The sequence below is a fragment of the Luteibacter jiangsuensis genome (assembly GCF_011742555.1).
Taxonomy (GTDB): domain Bacteria; phylum Pseudomonadota; class Gammaproteobacteria; order Xanthomonadales; family Rhodanobacteraceae; genus Luteibacter; species Luteibacter jiangsuensis.
In genome coordinates this window covers 538,918-555,720 of the sequence record NZ_JAAQQR010000002.1, presented here as the reverse complement: position 1 = coordinate 555,720, position 16,803 = coordinate 538,918, and the positions used below count along the sequence as shown (strand labels likewise).

Genomic DNA, 16,803 nt, shown 5'->3' with positions numbered 1-16,803 from the left:
AAGCCTGCCCGCTGCCGCGGGATCGCCGGCAAAGCCGGCTCCCACAGAGGTTCGAGTCACAGGTCGTCGGCGATCTCGTGCAGGTCCGCGATGTGTTGTTCCCACCAGCGGGCCTCTCCCGCAAAGGGGAAGGCGGCGGGGAAGGCGGGGTCGTGCCAGCGCTCGGCGATCCAACCCGCGTAGTGCACCTGGCGCATCGCCCGCAGAGCGGGCACCAGGGCGAGCTCCACCGGATCGAAATCCCGGAACTGGCCGTAGCCTTCGAGCAGCGCGTCCATCATCGCGTCGTCGCCGGCCAGCATCCAGAGGTCCTGCACCGCGGGACCCATGCGCGCGTCGTCGAGATCGACGAAGTGCGGGCCCGCGTCCGTCCACAGCACGTTGCCCGGATGGCAGTCGCCGTGCAGGCGGATCTGGCGGAGGGGGCCGACGGCTTCGAACCGGTTCGCCACGGCCATGTCCACACGGTTCGCCGCGTGGCGATACGCATCGAACAGGTGGGCCGGCAGCAGGTCGGAACCGAGCGCGGCGCGCATCGGCGCGTCGATCATGGTTGCCCTGTCGAGCGTGCCCCTCGCCTGGAAACGTTCGCGCGAACCCACGGCGTGCATCCTGCCGAGCAGCCGTCCGAGCCATTCGAGCTGGTCCGCCGATTCCAGCGACGGCGCGCGTCCGCCCCGGCGCGGATAGACCGCGTAACGGAAGCCTTCGTGACGAAGCAAGGTGCGCCCGTCCACCACCAGCGGCGCCACCACCGGCAGTTCGGCTTCGGCCAGTTCCAGCGCGAAGGCGTGTTCCTCCTCGATGGCGGCGTCGGACCAGCGGCCGGGACGATAGAACTTCGCGACCACGAAGCCACCCTCGTCGAGGCCGACCTGGAAGACGCGGTTCTCGTAACTGTTCAGCGTAAGCAGGCGCCCGTCGCTCCAGCGGCCCGCCGCGTCGACGGCGGCGAGCACGAGGTCCGGCGAAAGCTCGGCGTACGGCGCGGCGCCGCTCACGCGCGCAGGTTCCCCGGCGCACCGCCCGGCGACGGAATCACCGCCATGGTGAGGCGGGAAAGGCACACGAGCCGGCCCTGTTCTTCCTCGATCCGTATCTCCCACACCTGCGTGGTGCGTCCGAGGTGCACGGCTTTCGCCGTACCGGTGACGATGCCGCCGCGCACGCCGCGGATATGGTTGGCATTGATGTCGAGGCCCACGGCCACTTCCTTCTCCACGTCCAACGTCAGCAACGAGGCGGAGCTGCCCAGGGTCTCGGCGAGCACGACCGATGCGCCGCCATGGAGCAAGCCGAACGGCTGCTGGGTGCGGTGGTCCACCGGCATGGTGCCCCGCAGCCAGTCGTCGCCGAAAGCGGTGAAACGGATGTCGAGGGTTTCCATCATCGTGCCGCGGCTCCAGCCGTTGACGCGGGCGAGGTCGATGGGTTCTTTCCAGATGGCCATGCCTGAGCGATTCCTGTGGGGCAAGCCCTCATTGTCCTACAATGCACGGGTGCCCACCGTAACCCTTACAGCGTCCGGCAAGCGCTTCGACGCCGCCGCCGGCGAGACCGTGCTCGAAGCCGCCCAGCGAGCGGGCATCGCCCTCCCGTATTCGTGCCGCGGCGGTGTGTGCGGCAGTTGCAAGGCCACCCTTGTGGATGGCGAGTGCGATTACCCGCGCAATCCACCCGTGGCGCTTGCCGGGGTTCCGCCCTCGCGCCATGCGATCCTGCTTTGCCAGGCGGTGCCTCGTGGGGACATCGCCATACAGGCACGCGAAATCGCCTCGGTGGAAGACATCCCGCACCGGCGGGTCGAGACCGAAGTGGCGGAGCGCCGCGCGCTTGCGCCGGATGTGGTCGGCGTGTGGCTACGCCCGCGCGACGGCAGCCGCGTGAACTGGTTGCCGGGCCAATACCTGGACGTGGTGCTGGAAGACGGCAAGCATCGGCCGTTCTCGATCGCCAGCGGCCCCCGCCCGGACGGCCTTATCGAACTGCACGTGCGGCATGTGCCGGGCGGTGGCTTCACCACCTGGGTGTACGACTCGCTGCGCGTGGGCGATCGCCTCACGATCGAGGTCCCGCTCGGCACGTTCGTGCCCCGCGAGGATTCCGAACGGCCGATGCTGTTCATGGCCGGCGGTACGGGCTTCGCGCCGGTGAAGGCCATCGTGGAACATTTCATCGCCTTGGGCACCCGGCGCCCGATGCATGTGTACTGGGGCGCGCGCAACAAGGCGGACCTGTACCTGCTCGACCTCGCCACGCGATGGTCCGAAGACGTGCCCAATGTGCATTTCACGCCGGTGCTGTCCGACCCCGAAGCGGCGCGTGCGGCCGGCATGCGAGAGGGACTCGTCCACGAGGCGTTGCTGCAGGACCACCCGGACCTCTCGGGTTTCGACTTCTACATGAGCGGCCCACCGGCGATGATCGCCGCAGGCCGCCAGTACCTCATCGACGCGAAACTGCCGGAAGACCGGCTGTATTTCGATTCGTTCGACGTGGCGCCCGACGTGCTCACCGAGATCCTGCAGGGCCGCGCAGGCATCCACGGCCTGTAGGAGCGCGCCTGTGGGAGCCGCTTCAGCGGCGATGGGTGCTTGCGGCAAGGTTGCCCGCTGCCGCGGGATCGCCGGCATAGCCGGCTCCCACACAGGAAAGCCTTATTTCTTGCCTTTCGCCACCGGCAGCTGCGCGGTCTGCCAGGCGTAGGTGCCGCCGTCGAGCACGAAGACGCGCGTGAAGCCTGCCTTTACGAGGCGGTTGGCGGCCTTGCCCACGCCGCGGCCGTCCTTGTCGACGAGCACCACGGGCAGCTCCTTGGCCTTGGCGAGGTCCTTCTGCGTCTCCGGGTCGAACTGGCTCATGGCCACGTTCTTGGCGCCAGGGATGTGGGCCTTTTCGAAATCCGCGCTCGCGGACAGGTCGACGATCAGCGGCGTGTCGCGGTTGATCAGCTGGGTGAGTCCCGCGGGCGTCAGCGACTTCCACTTGCGGAACAGACGGCTCACCTCGCCCGCGACCAGCGCGATGAGGATCACCACGAACGTTGCCACCAGCAGGGCATGGTTCGTCACGAAAGCGGGCAGCTTCTGCATTACGTCGTTCATCGGGTCTTTCCGCGTCCCGGGATGGGATCAAACGGCCGATTATATCCCAAGGCCGGTGGGCCCAAGGCCGGCGAGGGCTCAGTGTGGCGAGAAGTCGGGCAGGCCGGTCATCAGGGTCCACTTGTTCGTTTCGCGGTCGTAGTGCCAGCGCTGCCGGTCGACGATGCCGCGCTCGGCCTGGGTGTTCACGTTCACCACGTTGATCTGCACCACCTGGACCACGTCGTCTTCACCGTCCGGCCGCGGACCGGAGCCTTCGTCGTAACCGGTGACGCGCAGCTGCTGCAGGCGACCCTGCTCGATGGAGCTCATCGGGTGCTCGGCGGCGTACGCCTTGTCGACGAAACTCTGCGCCCCCGCGAAATCGCCCCAGCGGATGGCCGCGGCGTAGTTCATCAGGGTCTTGTTCAGTGCCTGGTTGCGCTTGTCGGTGGCGCAGCCTGCGAGGGCCATGAGGGCGATTGCTAGAGCGGGCAGGGCGAACGGGCGCATGGTGGCTTCCATCGTGGCGTCGGCGGGCATTATGCCCGGCGCTTGGCGACGAAGCGCGCGTCGAGGCTGGCCGCCGGCTTGCCTCCCGTGCCGGGAACGACGCAGGCGAAGTCGGCACGCGCCCGGCCCCGGGTCTCCAGCGTCGCGAAGAACGGCTCCCACGAGGCACCGGGCGCGAGTGTGGCCTCCGCGCGCAGGTCGTCCCAGACGGTGTCGAGGTAGCGGATGGTGGAGTCGGCCACGAACACGTCGCAGTCGAGGCCGCGTTGCCGCAGCCGTGCTTCCACCAGCGCCCAGCAGGCCACGGTCATCAGGCTGGCGAGGCTGCCGCCGAAGGCACAGCCCTTGTCGTTGATGTTCGGTGCCAGGGGCGCCGTCATCACCAGCCGTTCGCCGTCGAATTCGGCGATATGCAGGTCCATGGCGCGGGCGAGGGGAATGCCGTCGCGGATGAAGTGTTCGAGTTCGGGGAGGGGGGAGGGGATCGCGGTCATAAGCGGCGAAGTCTAAGTGGCGGAGTTAACCGTTCGCACGCGTATGTGAAGACCCAACCTTCGGCATTGGCAGCGTCGCCCCAACGTTCCTAAGCTGAACCTCAAGTCGCAGGATGCCAGACAGGACTCTGAACGTAGTGAGTCGCTCCCTCCCCCTTCGTAACGTCACGGTCGTCATCACCCGTCCCGCAGGCACCGCCGGCCCCCTCGCGCGGCGCGTTCGCAAGCTCGGAGGCATACCCATCAGTGTGCCGGGCCTGTCCCTGCGCGCGACCGAGGACGCCTCCGCCGTCGATGCGGCACTGCGCCGTGCGCTGGACGGCGATGTGCTGGTGTTCACCAGCCCCGCCGCCGTGCGCTTCGCCGCCGACGTGCTGCCCCTGGCCACCCAGGCCACGGTCGTCGCGGTTGGGCGGGGCACCGCGCGTGCCCTGAAGACCGCCAACGTTCCCGATGCCCGTTTTCCGGAGAAGTCGCAGGACAGCGAAGGTGTCCTGGCCATGCCCGAACTGGCCGACCTGACCGGTCGCCGCGTGGCACTGGTCGGCGCGCCGGGCGGGCGGGGCCTGCTGCGCGAGCAACTTGCCCGGCGCGGCGCCGCGCTCGACGAGATCCACGTGTATCACCGTGTGGCGCCGCGTATCGATCGGCGTCATATCGACCCCCTGCTCAAGCTGGGCCGGCGCTCCGCCGTGCTCCTGTCCAGTGCCGAGGCCCTCGACCATCTGCGTCGGGCGCTGATCGCGCCCGCCTGGCGCAAACTCGTCCAGGCGGTGGCGGTGGTGAGCAGCGAGCGAATGAGGGACATCGCCATCGAGGCCGGTTTCGAACGCGTGGCCGTGGCCCGCTCGGCGCTGCCTGGCGACCTTCTGAAGGCCGCCACCGAGGTCTCGTTCACGGGCCGCTGAGGCACCGGCGCATCGTCGTGCCGCGCGTGCACCGTGCGTTGCCGTATGGCCTGCTAGCATGGCGGCCATGACGACCGAGACTCCCCCGACCGATACCGCGCCGGCCACGCCGGCCCCGGCCGCCGCGCCCTCGCCCGCCACGTCGCGTCCGCCCGCCGCGGCCACGCCCAGACGCGGTGGCGGGGCGCTCGCGCTTGCCATCCTCCTGTCCCTCGCGGCCCTGGGCGCCGCGTGCTACACCGCGTGGACAGTCTGGGAAATGCGGGCCGACCTCAGCGAGGCCAATGGCCTGCGCGGACAGGTCGACACCTTGCAGGCCGGGGTGGACGGCATGCGCGAGGAAAACGCCAACCTGCGCCGCAGGCTCAACGACGCGGACGCGGTCAACCGCTCGGCGCGCGAAGAGGTGCTCGGCGTGTCGGAACGCACCCGTAACCTCGAAGACGCCGTGGCCAACCTCTCCGAGCGCAGCCTGAGCGGCCACGACGCCATGTTGCTCGACGAAGCGGAGTCGCTGCTGCGCATGGCGAAGGAACGTTTCGCGTTGTTCGGCGACGCCGCTGGCGCGCTGTCCGCGTACGACCTTGCCGACAAGACGCTCGCCGCCGTGAACGACAGCGCGTTCGCCGCGGTGCGCCAGGACGTGACGGCCGAGCGCGAGGCGCTGGCCGCCGTTGCGCCCGCCGCGCGCGGCAACGATCTCGCCACCCTGGCCGACCTGCGTGCCCAGGTGCCGACCCTGCCGCTGAAACGCGACGACAGCACGCCCGAGGACGGCACACCGCCGGGCTTCTGGCAGCGCGCCGGCAACGCGTTGGGCAGCATCGTGCGGGTCAGCCGCGACGACGGCTCGCCGGTGGCCCTGGCCGACGAACGCATCGCCCGCGAACTGGCCGCGCTCGATGTGGCGCACGCGGAAGCGGCACTGCTCGCGTACGACGACGCCGGCCGCATCGCGGCGCTGAAGCGCGCGGACGCCGCCCTTGCCGCGTATTTCGACACCGCCGCGCCGGCCGTGAAGACGGCCCGCGCGCGCATTGCCGCGCTCATGGGCAGCCAGGCCCGCGGCAACGAGCCCAAGCTGGGTGCGGCACTGGCTGAACTGCGTAACCTGCGCTCCGTGCATGCGCTGCAGGGTCCGGCACAGGGCGCGCATCCCGCCCCCGCGGCTTCCACGTCTGCGCCCGCGCAGGCAGGCAGCAGCGGGGCACCGGTCGGGGGCACGCCATGAAGCCGTGGCGTTGGATCGTCGCTCTCATCTTCGTCGCGATGGTTGCCGCGTTCGCGTGGCACTGGGTCGCGGAGGATCCGGGCTATGTGCTCATCCGCCTGCGCGGCACCAGCGTGCAGATGACCGTGGTGACGGCACTGGCGCTGCTCCTGCTGGCGTGGGCCGCCATCGCGCTGATTGTCGCCATTATCCGCTGGCCGTTCGGTGCCATGACACGCCGGCATCGACGGCTCAGCCGCCGTCGCCTGGCGGACGGCATGGTGTCCCTGATCGAAGGACGGCACGGTGAAGCCGAACGCGATCTCAACAGGGCCGCGCGTTATCCGTCCGTGCGCGGCCCCGCGCTGCTCGCGGCCGCGGAAGCCGCGGAGCGTCATGGCGAATCCACGCGCGCACTGGAAACGCTCGATCAGGCGGCGCAAGAAACACCGCGCGCCGCGCGCGTGCTGCGAGCTCGCTTCCTGCGTACCAGCGGCAAGCCTGCCGAGGCCGCCACCTTGCTGGCGCCCGAGGCCGGTGCAGGCACGCTTACTCCGGCGGGATGGCTCGAATACGCGGAAAGCTCCCTTGCCGCAGGCGAAGCGCGCAACGCGTTGCGCGCTCTCGATCCGTTGCAGAAGAGCGGCGAACTCGGCGCGCGACGCTTTGCCGACGTCGAAGCCCGCGTGCTCGCCGCCTACGTTCTGAGTGCGGGCGACGGCGCGACGCTCGCCACGCTGTGGTCGCAGCTACCGAAAGCGCAGCGACGCCTGCCCGCTGCGGTGGATGCCTATGCCCGCCAGGCGGCCCGCTACGGACAGACCATGGCGGCCATGGACGAGATCGAAACCGCGCTCCGTCGCGAGTGGTCGCCCGCCCTCGTCGCCACCTATGGCGGCATGGGCGCCGAAGACATCGAGCAGCGGCTGCGCCGGGCCGAGGCCTGGGTGGACACGCATCCCAACGATGCCGCGCTTCTCACCGCCGTCGGCCGGATGTGCGTGCGCGTGCGCCTGTGGGGCAAGGCCAGGCCGTATCTCGAGCGTGCCCTGGCCATCGAACCCAGTGCCACCGCATGGGAAGCGCTGGGCGATGTCTACGCCGGCGAAGGACATCCCGAACTGGCCCAGCGCTGCTATCGCAATGCACTGGCGCTCGCGCGGGGCGAAGCGGCCGAACCGCTGCCCGAGGAACTGCGGGCGCGGCGCATCGACACCCGCGTTACCGCGGTGGAAGAGCGCGACCAGCACGGCGTGCCGCGGCTGTCGCCCTAGTTGCTTCCCCGCTTGGGCGGGTGCCAGTGCCCGTCGCTTGCGCAGTGGGCGCCGCGCTCCTTCAGCGCGGTGATTTCCTCGTCGTCGAGGCCCGCGAATGCATCGGGCCTGTCCATTCGAAGGTAGAGCGCGGCGCATTGCTCCGCAGTGTCGTGCGGCGTCCAGGCCGTCGTCGGTGCGATGCGTTCGGCGTTCAGAAGATAGTGCGCGCTGTTGCCCAGCAGGAAGAGGAAGAAGCCGGCCACCGGCCACATGGTGAGACGTTCGCGCCAGCGTCTTCGCACGGGCGCGGGGCGCTGCGGCCAGTACAGCGACGCCGGTGGCGCCATGCGCCTGTAAGTGTCCTGCATCGATGCGGGCTGCGCGTCGAACGCCGTCTGCCAAGACTGCAGCGTATCGGCCGACACGTGCAGGCTCACCCACGCCGGGAACCGTTCGTTCAGCCGCTTCATCTCCGGCCAGCGCCGCAAGAGCGAAGGGTCGAGGGAAGATTCCGCCTGTGCGAACATCTCGATCCACGCGCGGCGACGATCTTCCGGTAACGCCAGCCAGTCCTCGCGCTGCGCGAGCACCACTTCGATCCATTGGCCGCGTTGCCCGAGGGCGGCGAGGTGGCCCACCTCGCGCCAGTGGAACTGCTCTTCCGCGGCAGCGAACACAGCCGCGCGGTGGGCGATGCGCTGCAGGCCGAGCAGATCGATGAGGTATTCCTCGAAGCGGCCCGGCGCGTCGATGTACTGGGTGCGCAGGTAGACCAGCGCCTCCTCGAGCAGTTGCGGAACCGCCTCGGTCCGTCGGGCGCCCACGTCGGCAGCAAAACGCCAGGCGAGCGTGACCGTCGGATCGACAAACGGCTGTGCTTCCGGCTGCTCCGGCGTAGCGCCGTCGTCCACCGATCCCTCGTCCAACGAGGTGGGCACTTCCGCCGGAGCCGTTTCCTCGGCGGCACCGGCTTGCTCGCACCAGGCGCGCGCTGCCTCGTAGGCTTCACGCAGGCGGGCGAAGCCGGCAGGATCCGCCGCCTGGTCGATGCCACGCAATGCGGCCGCATAAGCGCGGCGCACCGCAACGAGGTCCGCATGCGCGGGAAGGCCGAGGGCTTCGAGGTGCCAGTGCATGGTCAGTCCACCTCGTCCGGCGCGAACCGGCTGTCGCGCTCGATCGCATCCAGCGCTTCGCGGAACGCGCCGGCCTCGCGGGCGATGACGCGTGTGTCCTGTGTGGCCAGCGCCTGTTCGAAGCGCAGGATGAACTGGCCCACCTGATCGCGCATGGCGCCGAGCAACTGTTCGTAGAGCCGCTCCGCGCGTGCGAGGAGCGTGCGGTTCTCGAGCGTGTCGCGCGGATGGATCTTCAGCGCCGACAAGGCCGCGAGCCGCTGTGCGATCTCTTCGGCGGAAAGGTGGTTGCCTCCGCTTTCGATCACGAGCCGTTCCTTCGCGCCGGTCGCAACGACCGTCACCTCCACTTCGAGCAGCCCGTTCACGTCATAGGTGAAGCGCACATCCGCACCGTCCGCGTGACCGGGGCCCGGCACGATCGGGACGACCACCTCGCCCAGAGGGATGTTGTCGCGCACCAGGCGCGATTCCCCCTGGTAGACGCCGATGCGGATCTGCGTCTGCTGCGGAGAGACGGGCGAGAATCGCTGCACCCTGCTCACCGGCACCACCGTGTTGCGCTCGATGATCGGCGCGTAGAAGCCGCCCGTCTGCGCGCCGCCTTCGAGGACGCGGACCACGTCAGTGCCGAGCGTGTACGGACAGACGTCCGTCATCACCATCTCGTCGAGCGCCTTGTCCTTCATCTTCAGACCCGCCTGCACGGCGGCACCGAGCGCCACGACCTCGTCCGGGTGGTGGCCCACGGCGGGGAAGCGGCCGAACATTCGCGTCGCCAGCGCACGGATCATCGGCATGCGCGTGGCACCGCCGGCCAGTACCACGTTGTCCAGATCGGCCGCGCGGATGCGTGCGTCGCGCAACGCGCGCTCGATGGGGCGCCACAGACGATTGAGGAGCGGCTGCGCGAGTTTCTCGAACGTCTCCGGATCGATCGTCACGCTCGCCGGGACATCCTGGTAGCGCACGTCGAACCGTGCGGCGCCACCGTTGCCGAGCTCGCGCTTGGCGGCTTCCGCCTTTGCCGCGAGGCGCTGCATGAACAGGGCGTCGTTGCGCGCCGCGGCGGGAATGCCCTGGGCGAAAGCGAGCTCGGCGATGAGGGCGGTGAAGTCCTCGCCGCCGAGCATGTTGTCGCCGGCGCTTGCCCGAACCTCCATCACGCCTTCGAACATCTCCAGGATGGAAACGTCGAAAGTGCCGCCGCCGAGGTCGAACACGAGGAACTGCGTTTCGCCTTTCGCATCGTGAAGGCCATAGGCCAGCGCGGCGGCGGTCGGTTCGTTGAGCAGGCGCTCGACCTTCAGGCCCGCCAGTTCGCCGGCGACGCGGGTCGCCTTGCGTTGCGCGTCCGAGAAATACGCGGGGACGGTCACGATGGCCTCCGTGACCGGTCGTCCGAGAAAAGCCTCGGCATCCGCTTTCAGCGAGCGCAGCACGAGGGCGGAAAGCTCTTCCGGCCGGTAGTCGCGGCCGCCCAGCGTCACGGTGCGCGCGCTGCCCATGTGGCGCTTGAACAGCGCCGCGGTGTCGTCCGGATGCGTCTGCAAGCGCTCGCGCGCAGCCTGGCCCACGAGCACGCTGCCGTCGGCGTCGATGCTGACGCACGAAGGCGTGATCGTGCTGCCCAGCACGTTCGGAATGAGCCTGGGCCCGCCGTCGAGCCATGCGGCCACGAGGCTGTTGGTGGTGCCCAGATCGATGCCGACGATCATGTTGTCCCCTTTCGTCCTTATCCGCCCCCGGAACCCCCACAATGACCTGGGCGCTGCAGGAGCCGCTACAGCGGCGAGGAAACCCCGCGACACCGCGGCAAGATTCCCTCGCCGCCATGGCGGCTCCCACAACCGCGGGTCAGAGCGCGGTCAGATTCGCGTAAGCGTAAACCAGCCACTTGCTCCCGGCATCCTCGAAATTCACCTGCACGCGCATGTGCGCGCCGGCGCCCTCGGCGCTCACGATGGTGCCCTCGCCGAACTTCGGGTGCGTCACGCGCTGGCCGAGGCGGATCGGCGAGGATGCCTCTAGCGACGGCGCCGCGGCGAAACGGTCGGCGTAGGCGGGGCGCGATACCTGCACGCGAGGACGCAGCTCGTCGATGAGTTCCGGCGGAATCTCGCCGAGGAACCGGGACGGACGCGCAAGCATCTCCGTGCCGTGCATGCGGCGCGATTCCGCATGGGTGAGGTAGAGCCGTTCGCGTGCCCGCGTGATGCCGACGTACGCAAGGCGGCGCTCTTCTTCCAGCCGGTTTTCTTCCTCCGTGGAGCGCTGGCTCGGGAACAACCCTTCTTCCATGCCGACGAGGAAGACCACCGGAAACTCCAGCCCCTTGGCCGAATGTAGTGTCATGAGCTGCACGCAATCGTCCCAGGCCTCGCCCTGTCCTTCGCCGGCCTCCAGTGCCGCGTGCGACAGGAAGGCGGAGAGTTCGTTCAGGCCCGCATCGATGTCCTCAGGCGTCATCTCGAAACGGCTGGCCACATTCACGAGTTCGTCGAGGTTTTCCACCCGCGCCTCGCCATTGCCGCGCTTGTCGTTCTCGTAGAAGTCGCGCAGTCCGGTGTGCACGATGGCGTGTTCGATCTGTTCGGCAAGGTCCAGGGCCGAGGCGCTTTCGCCGTCGTCGTTTTCGCCATGGCCCGCGAAGGTGCGGGCAAGGTTGTCGATGAGTCCGATGAAGGCTTTCACCGCGTTCTTCGCCCGGCCGGCCATCGAGCCGATCGACACTTCGGTGAGCGACGCTTCCCACATGGAGCTGCCGTCGGCGCGCGCGCGGCGGCGCAGCTCGTCGAGCGTGCGGTCGCCGATGCCGCGTGGCGGCGTGTTCACGGCGCGCTCGAAGGCCGCGTCGTCGTGGCGGTTGGCGGCGAGCCGCAGATAGGCGAGGGCGTCCTTGATTTCCGCGCGCTCGAAGAAGCGGAGGCCGCCGTACACACGGTAGGGCAGGTCGCGCTGGATCAGCTGTTCCTCGAAGTTGCGGGACTGGGCGTTAGAACGGTAGAGGATGGCGCAGTCGCGCGCATTGCCGTGTTCGGCGATGTGTTCGCGAATGCGCTCGATGACGAAACGCGCTTCGTCCTGCTCGTTATAAGCCGCATAGAGGGCGATGCGCTCGCCCTCGCCGCCATCCGTCCACAACTGCTTGCCCAGGCGGCCGCCGTTGCGGGCGATCACCGCGTTCGCCGCGTTGAGGATGGTAGAGGTGGAGCGGTAGTTCTGTTCGAGGCGGATCGTCTTCGCGCCGGGGAAGTCGCGCAGGAACTGCTGCACGTTCTCCACCTTCGCGCCGCGCCAGCCATAGATGGCCTGGTCGTCGTCGCCGACCACGAAGGCCTGGCCCGTATCGCCCGCCAGTACGCGGATCCACGCGTACTGCAAGGTGTTCGTGTCCTGGAACTCGTCGATCAGCAGGTAGCGCCACCGTTCCTGGTAGTGCCTGAGCACCTGCGGGTCCTTGAGCCAGAGCTCGTGCGCGCGCAGCAGCAGTTCGGCGAAATCCACGAGGCCGGCGCGCTGGCACTGCTGCTCGTAGGCCTTGTAGATCTCGATGAACGTGCGGGTGACGGGGTGGTCGCGGTGCTCGATGCCGTCCGGCCGCTTGCCTTCGTCCTTCCAGTTGTTGATCTGCCAGGCGGCCTGCCGTGGCGGGAACCGGGCTTCGTCGAGTCCCATGCCGGCGACGACCCGCTTGATGAGGCGCTGCTGGTCGTCGGAATCGAGGATCTGAAAACCCTCCACCAGCTCCGCCTCGCGCCAGTGCCGGCGCAGGAGCCGGTGGGCGATGCCGTGGAAGGTGCCGACCGTGAGCCCCTGGGTGCCGCCGGGAATCAGGCCGTCCAGCCGGGAGCGCATTTCGCCCGCGGCCTTGTTGGTGAAGGTGACGGCGAGGATCGCCCACGGCGGCACTCGCTCCACCTGCGTGAGCCAGCCGATGCGGTTGGTCAGCACGCGGGTCTTGCCGGAGCCCGCTCCGGCGAGGATCAGGTAATGCCCAGGTGGCGCACTGACCGCTTCGCGCTGGGCGTCGTTGAGGGAATCGAGCAGGTGGGAGACATCCATCTGCCTATTGTAGCGGCGTGAGTCGGCCGCTTCGCGGCCTGTGAAGAGTGAACCGTGAACCGTGAACCGTGGGTCGTGAGCCGCTAGGGCCGGGGTCTCCGGCCCTGCGGCGGCAGCTCACGGTTCACTCTTTACGGTTTCACTGCTTCCTTGCAATTCCCGCGACCGCCACGATGCCGCCGATCACGATGCCGGCGATGCCTACCCACTGGGGAATGGCCTTGTCGTGGGTGGCCTCGATCTTGGCCGGTCCGATGGACGCGACGGTATCGGTTTTCCGGTAGCTGCCGTTGCCGAGCGTGACCCACAGGCCAAGCCCGATAAGAATGACGCCTACGACGATGAGACCTGCACGCATATGGATTTCCTCCCGGTTCGATGTGGCGCCGAGGATGGGATCACGGATGTGCAGGATTCGTGTGCAGTGCACCGATTGCCGCACTGCGCCTTGGCCCCCTGGCCGCACGGGTTAGAATTGGCCGACGCCGTGGGGGTGGAGCCAGCCCATGAAGATGCCCAGCGCCACCATGGCGATGAGCAGCAGGGACAGGCCGATGCGGCGGGTGAGGGCCCAAACCGTGCGCTTGCTCTGACCCTTGTCGGTCATCATGAAGAACAGTGCCTGGCCGAGGTTGAACAACACCACCAGCAGCAGGATCACCAGCGCGTACTTATAGATGGTTTCCACGTGACCGTTCCGCCCCATTGCGACAATCCGAGTATAGCGGCGGCCACGCGGGGTCTTGCATGACCTTCATGCGCCGTCCGACGTGGTTCGCTGTCGCACTCACCATCGCCGGCATCGCGCTGTTTGTGCGGCTGGGCGTGTGGCAGCTGGATCGCGCCAGCGAAAAGGACGAACTGCTGCGGCGCTTCGCCGCAGGGGCGGCCGCCGGCGTGGAGGATTTCGGCAAGGTGGCCGACACGCCGCCGTTGGACCGCTACCCGCGCCTCGACGTGCGCGGCCGCTTCGTGTCCGGCCACTACTACCTGCTCGACGACCAGACCCACGCAGGCCAGGTGGGCGTACACGTGTACGTGCCTTTCTCGCCGGCCGGTGCCAGCCCGTACCTGCTCGTGGACCTCGGTTTCCTTCCCAAGGAACGCGGCGCGAATCCCCGTCTGCCGCCCTTGCCGGCGGGCGAAACCCGTGTGCGCGGACTCTATGTGCCATCGCCGGGGGTGGGCATGCGCATGGGCGGCGACAGCCTCCCGGGCCAGCATGGCGCCGAAAAGACCATGGTCTACGTAGACCTCAGGGAGATAGGCGCCGACCTGGGCCACACCCTGTATCCTCGCGTGCTGTTGCTGGACGCCGATCCCGCGAGCATCTACACGCGCGACTGGACCCCGGCGGTCATGCCGCCGGCCCGGCACCGTGCCTATGCCTTCCAGTGGTTCACCTTCGCCCTGGCGGCGGTGGTGATCTTCGTCCTCCTGCATCGCAAGCGACGCTAGCTGCCGCCCGAGAACCATGACCGACCCGAACGCCAAAACCCCGCCGACCCGCAGCGGCCGCCTGAAGCTGGTGCTGATCATGCTCGTGTTTCTCGCGCCGATCGTCGCCGCCGGCCTGCTTACGCTGTCCGGCTGGCAGCCGGAGGGGAAGGGCAACGGCAAGCCGATCGTGCCGCAGCGCAGCCTCGCCGATATCCGGGTCGAGGTCGACGGCAAGGCCTGGGCCTGGCGCGACAGCGAACCCCGCCTCACGCTCGTGGCGCTCCCGGGCCCGAATTGCGCCGACCGCTGCATCCACACCCTCACGCTCATGCGCAACGCGCGCATCGTGCTCAATCGCAATGCCGACCGCCTGCGCCTCCTTTACATCGGTGCGCCGCCCGTGGCCGCGGATGCCCAAGCGGTGATGCGCGACTACAGGACGGGGACGGATGCCGCCGACGCCTTTGCCGAGTTCCGCCCCGCCGAGCCCGACTCCGTCGCCGCCGTGCTCGTCGAATCCAATGCCACGGCGCTGGCCTGGTACCCGGCCGGCTTCGATCCGAACGGGCTTCGTAAAGACTTGCAGAAGGTGATCCGCTGATGTCGCCGCGTGCCGTGAAATTCCTTCGCACCCTGGCCCTGCTGGCGGCGCTGTTCGCTTTCTGCGTGGTGATGTTCGGCGCGTTCGTGCGCCTTTCCAATGCAGGCCTTTCCTGCCCCGACTGGCCCACGTGCTACGGCAAGGCCACCTGGCCTGGCCACGCGCAGGACATCGCCCGCGCCAATGAAGCTTTCCCTGATCGGCCTTACGAAACGCACAAGGCGTGGCGCGAGCAGGTGCATCGCTTCCTTGCCGGCAGCCTGGGCGTGATGGTGCTGGCCATCGCGCTCGTGGCGGCGTGGCGTCGCCGCTTCGCCGTGGCGGCAGTGCTGCTCGCCGCCGTGTTCGCCGCCGTCGGCGTGGTCATGTACATGCGCGGCGAACATGTCGTCTCGTCGTGCCTCTCGGCGCTGGCCATCGCCTTGCCCCTGCTGGCGGCGGCGACGCTGGATCGTCCGGGCGCGTGGAAGGTCGGTGTCGCCGTTCTCGCGGTGATCATCTTCCAGGCCATGCTTGGCATGTGGACGGTGACGCTGCTGCTGAAGCCCATCGTGGTCATGGGGCACCTCCTCGGCGGGCTCGCCACGTTCGCGCTGCTGGCGTGGGCGGCGTTGCGCTGGTGGCGCGTCGGCACGCCGGACGACCGCTTCGCGCGCCTGCGTGGGCCGGTGGCGCTGGGTATCGCGGTACTCGTCTGCCAGATCGCCCTCGGCGGCTGGACCAGTTCGAACTACGCGGCGCTCGCCTGCGGTACCGACTTCCCGAAGTGCCTCGGCCAGTGGTGGCCGCAGACCGATTTCGGACAGGCCTTCGTGCTCTGGCGCGGTGTGGGCGTGAACTATGAAGGCGGCGTACTCGACATGGCCGCGCGTAGCGCCATCCAGATCGCGCACCGCATCGGTGCGCTGGTGACATTCTGTTATCTGGCATGGCTGTCGCATCGCCTTGCGCGCGCAGGCCTGCGCAAGGTGGGCATCGCGGTGGCCGTGGTGCTCGTGGCGCAGGTGCTGCTGGGCATCGGCAATGTGCACCTGGGCCTGCCGCTGCCGGTGGCCACGGCGCACAATGGCGTTGCCGCCCTGCTGCTGTTCACCTTGCTGACGGCACTGGCGAGCACCCAGCGCCTGCCCGTGTCGGAGTCCCCGTGAGCGCCCTTGGCCAATACCTCGAACTGACCAAGCCGCGCGTCGTCGCGCTGCTGGTGTTCTGCGCCGTCATCGGCATGTTCCTGGCCGTGGATGCGAACGGGCAGCGCGTGCTGCCGACGTGGCACGCCGTCGTCTTCGGCACGCTCGGCATCTGGCTGGCCTCGGCGTCGGCCGCCGCCTTCAATCATTTGATCGACCAGCGCATCGACAAGCTGATGGCGCGCACCTCGCACCGGCCGCTCGCCACGGGACAGCTCACGCCCATGCAGGTGTTCGTGTTCGCCATGGTGCTCGGTATCGTCTCCATGCTGGTGCTGGTGTTCCTGGTGAACATGCTCACCGCGGTGCTCACCTTCTTCTCGCTGATCGGTTACGCCGTGATCTACACGGCCTATCTCAAGCGCGCGACGCCGCAGAACATCGTGATCGGGGGCATCGCGGGCGCCGCGCCGCCGATGCTGGGCTGGACGGCCGTGACGGATTCGCTGCATCCGTACGCGTTGCAGTTGCTGCTCATCATCTTCGTGTGGACACCGCCGCATTTCTGGGCGCTGGCGATCTTCCGCGTGGACGACTACTCGCGGGCCCAGGTACCGATGCTGCCGGTGACCCACGGCGTCACCTACACGCGCTGGCACATCCTGTTCTATACGATCCTGCTGTTCGTGGTGACGCTGCTGCCGTTCTTCACCGGCATGAGCGGGCTCATCTACCTGTTCGGCGCGGTGGTGCTGGGCGCGGGCTTCCTCTGGTATGCGATCCGCCTGCTGAATCCGCCTGACGAACTGTTCGCGATGAAGACGTTCAACTATTCCATCGTGTACCTGATGGTGCTGTTCGCCTTCCTGCTAGCCGACCACTGGCTGGTCGACCCGGTGATCCAGACGGGTTTCCGTTTCGAGCCGGTGGCGTAACCGGCTCTGCGTCAAGCCCGTGACGCAGGAGCGCG

The 16,803-nt window shown here is 68.5% G+C and carries 18 protein-coding genes; 8 read left to right on the top strand and 10 right to left on the bottom strand.

Features of this window, described 5'->3' with window-relative positions; translation table 11 throughout:
- Window positions 1-56: 56 nt before the first annotated feature.
- Together HBF26_RS06160 and HBF26_RS06155 are read right to left on the bottom strand one after the other, a co-directional pair.
- A complete protein-coding gene (locus HBF26_RS06160; protein WP_167124109.1) occupies window positions 57-1,001 on the bottom strand; it encodes a serine/threonine protein kinase in 945 nt (314 codons plus the stop codon).
- Complete coding sequence (locus tag HBF26_RS06155) at window positions 998-1,450, bottom strand: hotdog fold thioesterase (RefSeq protein ID WP_167124107.1); 453 nt, start codon at window positions 1,448-1,450, stop codon at window positions 998-1,000. The genes HBF26_RS06160 and HBF26_RS06155 overlap by 4 nt, the downstream gene beginning before the upstream one ends.
- Here HBF26_RS06155 and HBF26_RS06150 point away from each other — a divergent pair.
- Entirely contained in the window at window positions 1,449-2,555 is a 1,107-nt protein-coding gene (locus HBF26_RS06150; protein ID WP_167124105.1) for a 2Fe-2S iron-sulfur cluster-binding protein, read from the top strand. The genes HBF26_RS06155 and HBF26_RS06150 overlap by 2 nt on opposite strands.
- Before the next feature lie 102 nt (window positions 2,556-2,657).
- On the opposite strand, the gene HBF26_RS06145 is transcribed toward HBF26_RS06150, so the two are convergent.
- The 3 genes from HBF26_RS06145 to HBF26_RS06135 all read right to left on the bottom strand — a co-directional run bounded on the left by HBF26_RS06145 (window position 2,658) and on the right by HBF26_RS06135 (window position 4,090).
- On the bottom strand, window positions 2,658-3,104 hold the full coding sequence (locus tag HBF26_RS06145) for a rhodanese-like domain-containing protein (protein WP_167124103.1): 447 nt from the start codon (window positions 3,102-3,104) through the stop codon (window positions 2,658-2,660).
- Between the two features lie 78 nt (window positions 3,105-3,182).
- Window positions 3,183-3,596, bottom strand: coding sequence for a hypothetical protein (locus HBF26_RS06140; protein ID WP_167124101.1), 414 nt, complete (start codon window positions 3,594-3,596; stop codon window positions 3,183-3,185).
- A gap of 29 nt (window positions 3,597-3,625) precedes the next feature.
- Window positions 3,626-4,090 (bottom strand): YiiD C-terminal domain-containing protein, encoded by a 465-nt coding sequence (locus HBF26_RS06135; protein ID WP_167124099.1) that lies wholly within the window; start codon window positions 4,088-4,090, stop codon window positions 3,626-3,628.
- A 137-nt stretch (window positions 4,091-4,227) separates the two neighbouring features.
- Here HBF26_RS06135 and HBF26_RS06130 point away from each other — a divergent pair, with 137 nt between their 5' ends.
- The 3 genes from HBF26_RS06130 (at window position 4,228) to HBF26_RS06120 (ending at window position 7,482) form a co-directional block, all read left to right on the top strand.
- Window positions 4,228-4,998 (top strand): uroporphyrinogen-III synthase, encoded by a 771-nt coding sequence (locus HBF26_RS06130; RefSeq protein WP_338039636.1) that lies wholly within the window; start codon window positions 4,228-4,230, stop codon window positions 4,996-4,998.
- 67 nt (window positions 4,999-5,065) lie between these two features.
- A complete protein-coding gene (locus HBF26_RS06125; protein ID WP_167124095.1) occupies window positions 5,066-6,229 on the top strand; it encodes a uroporphyrinogen-III C-methyltransferase in 1,164 nt (387 codons plus the stop codon).
- Window positions 6,226-7,482, top strand: a complete 1,257-nt coding sequence (locus HBF26_RS06120) for a heme biosynthesis protein HemY (protein WP_167124093.1) — start codon at window positions 6,226-6,228, stop codon at window positions 7,480-7,482. Before HBF26_RS06125 ends, HBF26_RS06120 begins: the two co-directional genes overlap by 4 nt.
- Here the strand turns inward: HBF26_RS06120 and HBF26_RS06115 are convergent.
- The 5 genes from HBF26_RS06115 to HBF26_RS06095 form a co-directional block, all read right to left on the bottom strand.
- Window positions 7,479-8,600 (bottom strand): hypothetical protein, encoded by a 1,122-nt coding sequence (locus HBF26_RS06115; protein ID WP_167124091.1) that lies wholly within the window; start codon window positions 8,598-8,600, stop codon window positions 7,479-7,481. The genes HBF26_RS06120 and HBF26_RS06115 overlap by 4 nt on opposite strands.
- A 2-nt stretch (window positions 8,601-8,602) precedes the next feature.
- Window positions 8,603-10,318 carry a molecular chaperone HscC gene (locus tag HBF26_RS06110; protein ID WP_167124088.1) on the bottom strand — a complete coding sequence of 572 codons (1,716 nt, stop codon included), beginning with the start codon at window positions 10,316-10,318 and terminating at the stop codon, window positions 8,603-8,605.
- A 139-nt stretch (window positions 10,319-10,457) separates the two neighbouring features.
- The gene (uvrD, locus tag HBF26_RS06105; protein ID WP_167124086.1) at window positions 10,458-12,665 is read right to left on the bottom strand and encodes a DNA helicase II; all 2,208 of its coding nucleotides are present in this window, start codon (window positions 12,663-12,665) and stop codon (window positions 10,458-10,460) included.
- 139 nt (window positions 12,666-12,804) lie between these two features.
- On the bottom strand, window positions 12,805-13,023 hold the full coding sequence (locus HBF26_RS06100) for a hypothetical protein (RefSeq protein ID WP_167124084.1): 219 nt from the start codon (window positions 13,021-13,023) through the stop codon (window positions 12,805-12,807).
- Between the two features lie 111 nt (window positions 13,024-13,134).
- On the bottom strand, window positions 13,135-13,371 hold the full coding sequence (locus HBF26_RS06095) for a twin transmembrane helix small protein (RefSeq protein ID WP_072322441.1): 237 nt from the start codon (window positions 13,369-13,371) through the stop codon (window positions 13,135-13,137).
- A gap of 41 nt (window positions 13,372-13,412) precedes the next feature.
- On the opposite strand from HBF26_RS06095, the gene HBF26_RS06090 reads away from it, so the two are divergent.
- From HBF26_RS06090 to cyoE, 4 genes are read left to right on the top strand one after another with little or no spacing between them, the layout of a single operon-like run.
- On the top strand, window positions 13,413-14,123 hold the full coding sequence (locus tag HBF26_RS06090; protein WP_167124082.1) for an SURF1 family protein: 711 nt from the start codon (window positions 13,413-13,415) through the stop codon (window positions 14,121-14,123).
- Between the two features lie 16 nt (window positions 14,124-14,139).
- The gene (locus HBF26_RS06085) at window positions 14,140-14,706 is read left to right on the top strand and encodes a redox-active disulfide-containing membrane protein (protein WP_167124080.1); all 567 of its coding nucleotides are present in this window, start codon (window positions 14,140-14,142) and stop codon (window positions 14,704-14,706) included.
- The gene (locus tag HBF26_RS06080; RefSeq protein WP_167124078.1) at window positions 14,706-15,854 is read left to right on the top strand and encodes a COX15/CtaA family protein; all 1,149 of its coding nucleotides are present in this window, start codon (window positions 14,706-14,708) and stop codon (window positions 15,852-15,854) included. Before HBF26_RS06085 ends, HBF26_RS06080 begins: the two co-directional genes overlap by 1 nt.
- Window positions 15,851-16,768 (top strand): heme o synthase, encoded by a 918-nt coding sequence (gene cyoE / locus HBF26_RS06075; protein WP_167124075.1) that lies wholly within the window; start codon window positions 15,851-15,853, stop codon window positions 16,766-16,768. The genes HBF26_RS06080 and cyoE overlap by 4 nt, the downstream gene beginning before the upstream one ends.
- Window positions 16,769-16,803 lie beyond the last annotated feature (35 nt).

Coding starts and splice junctions, on each gene's coding strand:
- HBF26_RS06150 (WP_167124105.1), top strand. CDS start 1,449: ATGCCTGAGCGATTCCTGTGGGGCAAGCCCTCATTGTCCTACAATGCA.
- HBF26_RS06155 (WP_167124107.1), bottom strand. CDS start 1,450: ATGGCCATCTGGAAAGAACCCATCGACCTCGCCCGCGTCAACGGCTGG.
- HBF26_RS06145 (WP_167124103.1), bottom strand. CDS start 3,104: ATGAACGACGTAATGCAGAAGCTGCCCGCTTTCGTGACGAACCATGCC.
- HBF26_RS06140 (WP_167124101.1), bottom strand. CDS start 3,596: ATGCGCCCGTTCGCCCTGCCCGCTCTAGCAATCGCCCTCATGGCCCTC.
- HBF26_RS06135 (WP_167124099.1), bottom strand. CDS start 4,090: ATGACCGCGATCCCCTCCCCCCTCCCCGAACTCGAACACTTCATCCGC.
- HBF26_RS06125 (WP_167124095.1), top strand. CDS start 5,066: ATGACGACCGAGACTCCCCCGACCGATACCGCGCCGGCCACGCCGGCC.
- HBF26_RS06120 (WP_167124093.1), top strand. CDS start 6,226: ATGAAGCCGTGGCGTTGGATCGTCGCTCTCATCTTCGTCGCGATGGTT.
- HBF26_RS06115 (WP_167124091.1), bottom strand. CDS start 8,600: ATGCACTGGCACCTCGAAGCCCTCGGCCTTCCCGCGCATGCGGACCTC.
- HBF26_RS06110 (WP_167124088.1), bottom strand. CDS start 10,318: ATGATCGTCGGCATCGATCTGGGCACCACCAACAGCCTCGTGGCCGCA.
- uvrD (WP_167124086.1), bottom strand. CDS start 12,665: ATGGATGTCTCCCACCTGCTCGATTCCCTCAACGACGCCCAGCGCGAA.
- HBF26_RS06100 (WP_167124084.1), bottom strand. CDS start 13,023: ATGCGTGCAGGTCTCATCGTCGTAGGCGTCATTCTTATCGGGCTTGGC.
- HBF26_RS06095 (WP_072322441.1), bottom strand. CDS start 13,371: ATGGGGCGGAACGGTCACGTGGAAACCATCTATAAGTACGCGCTGGTG.
- HBF26_RS06090 (WP_167124082.1), top strand. CDS start 13,413: ATGACCTTCATGCGCCGTCCGACGTGGTTCGCTGTCGCACTCACCATC.
- HBF26_RS06085 (WP_167124080.1), top strand. CDS start 14,140: ATGACCGACCCGAACGCCAAAACCCCGCCGACCCGCAGCGGCCGCCTG.
- HBF26_RS06080 (WP_167124078.1), top strand. CDS start 14,706: ATGTCGCCGCGTGCCGTGAAATTCCTTCGCACCCTGGCCCTGCTGGCG.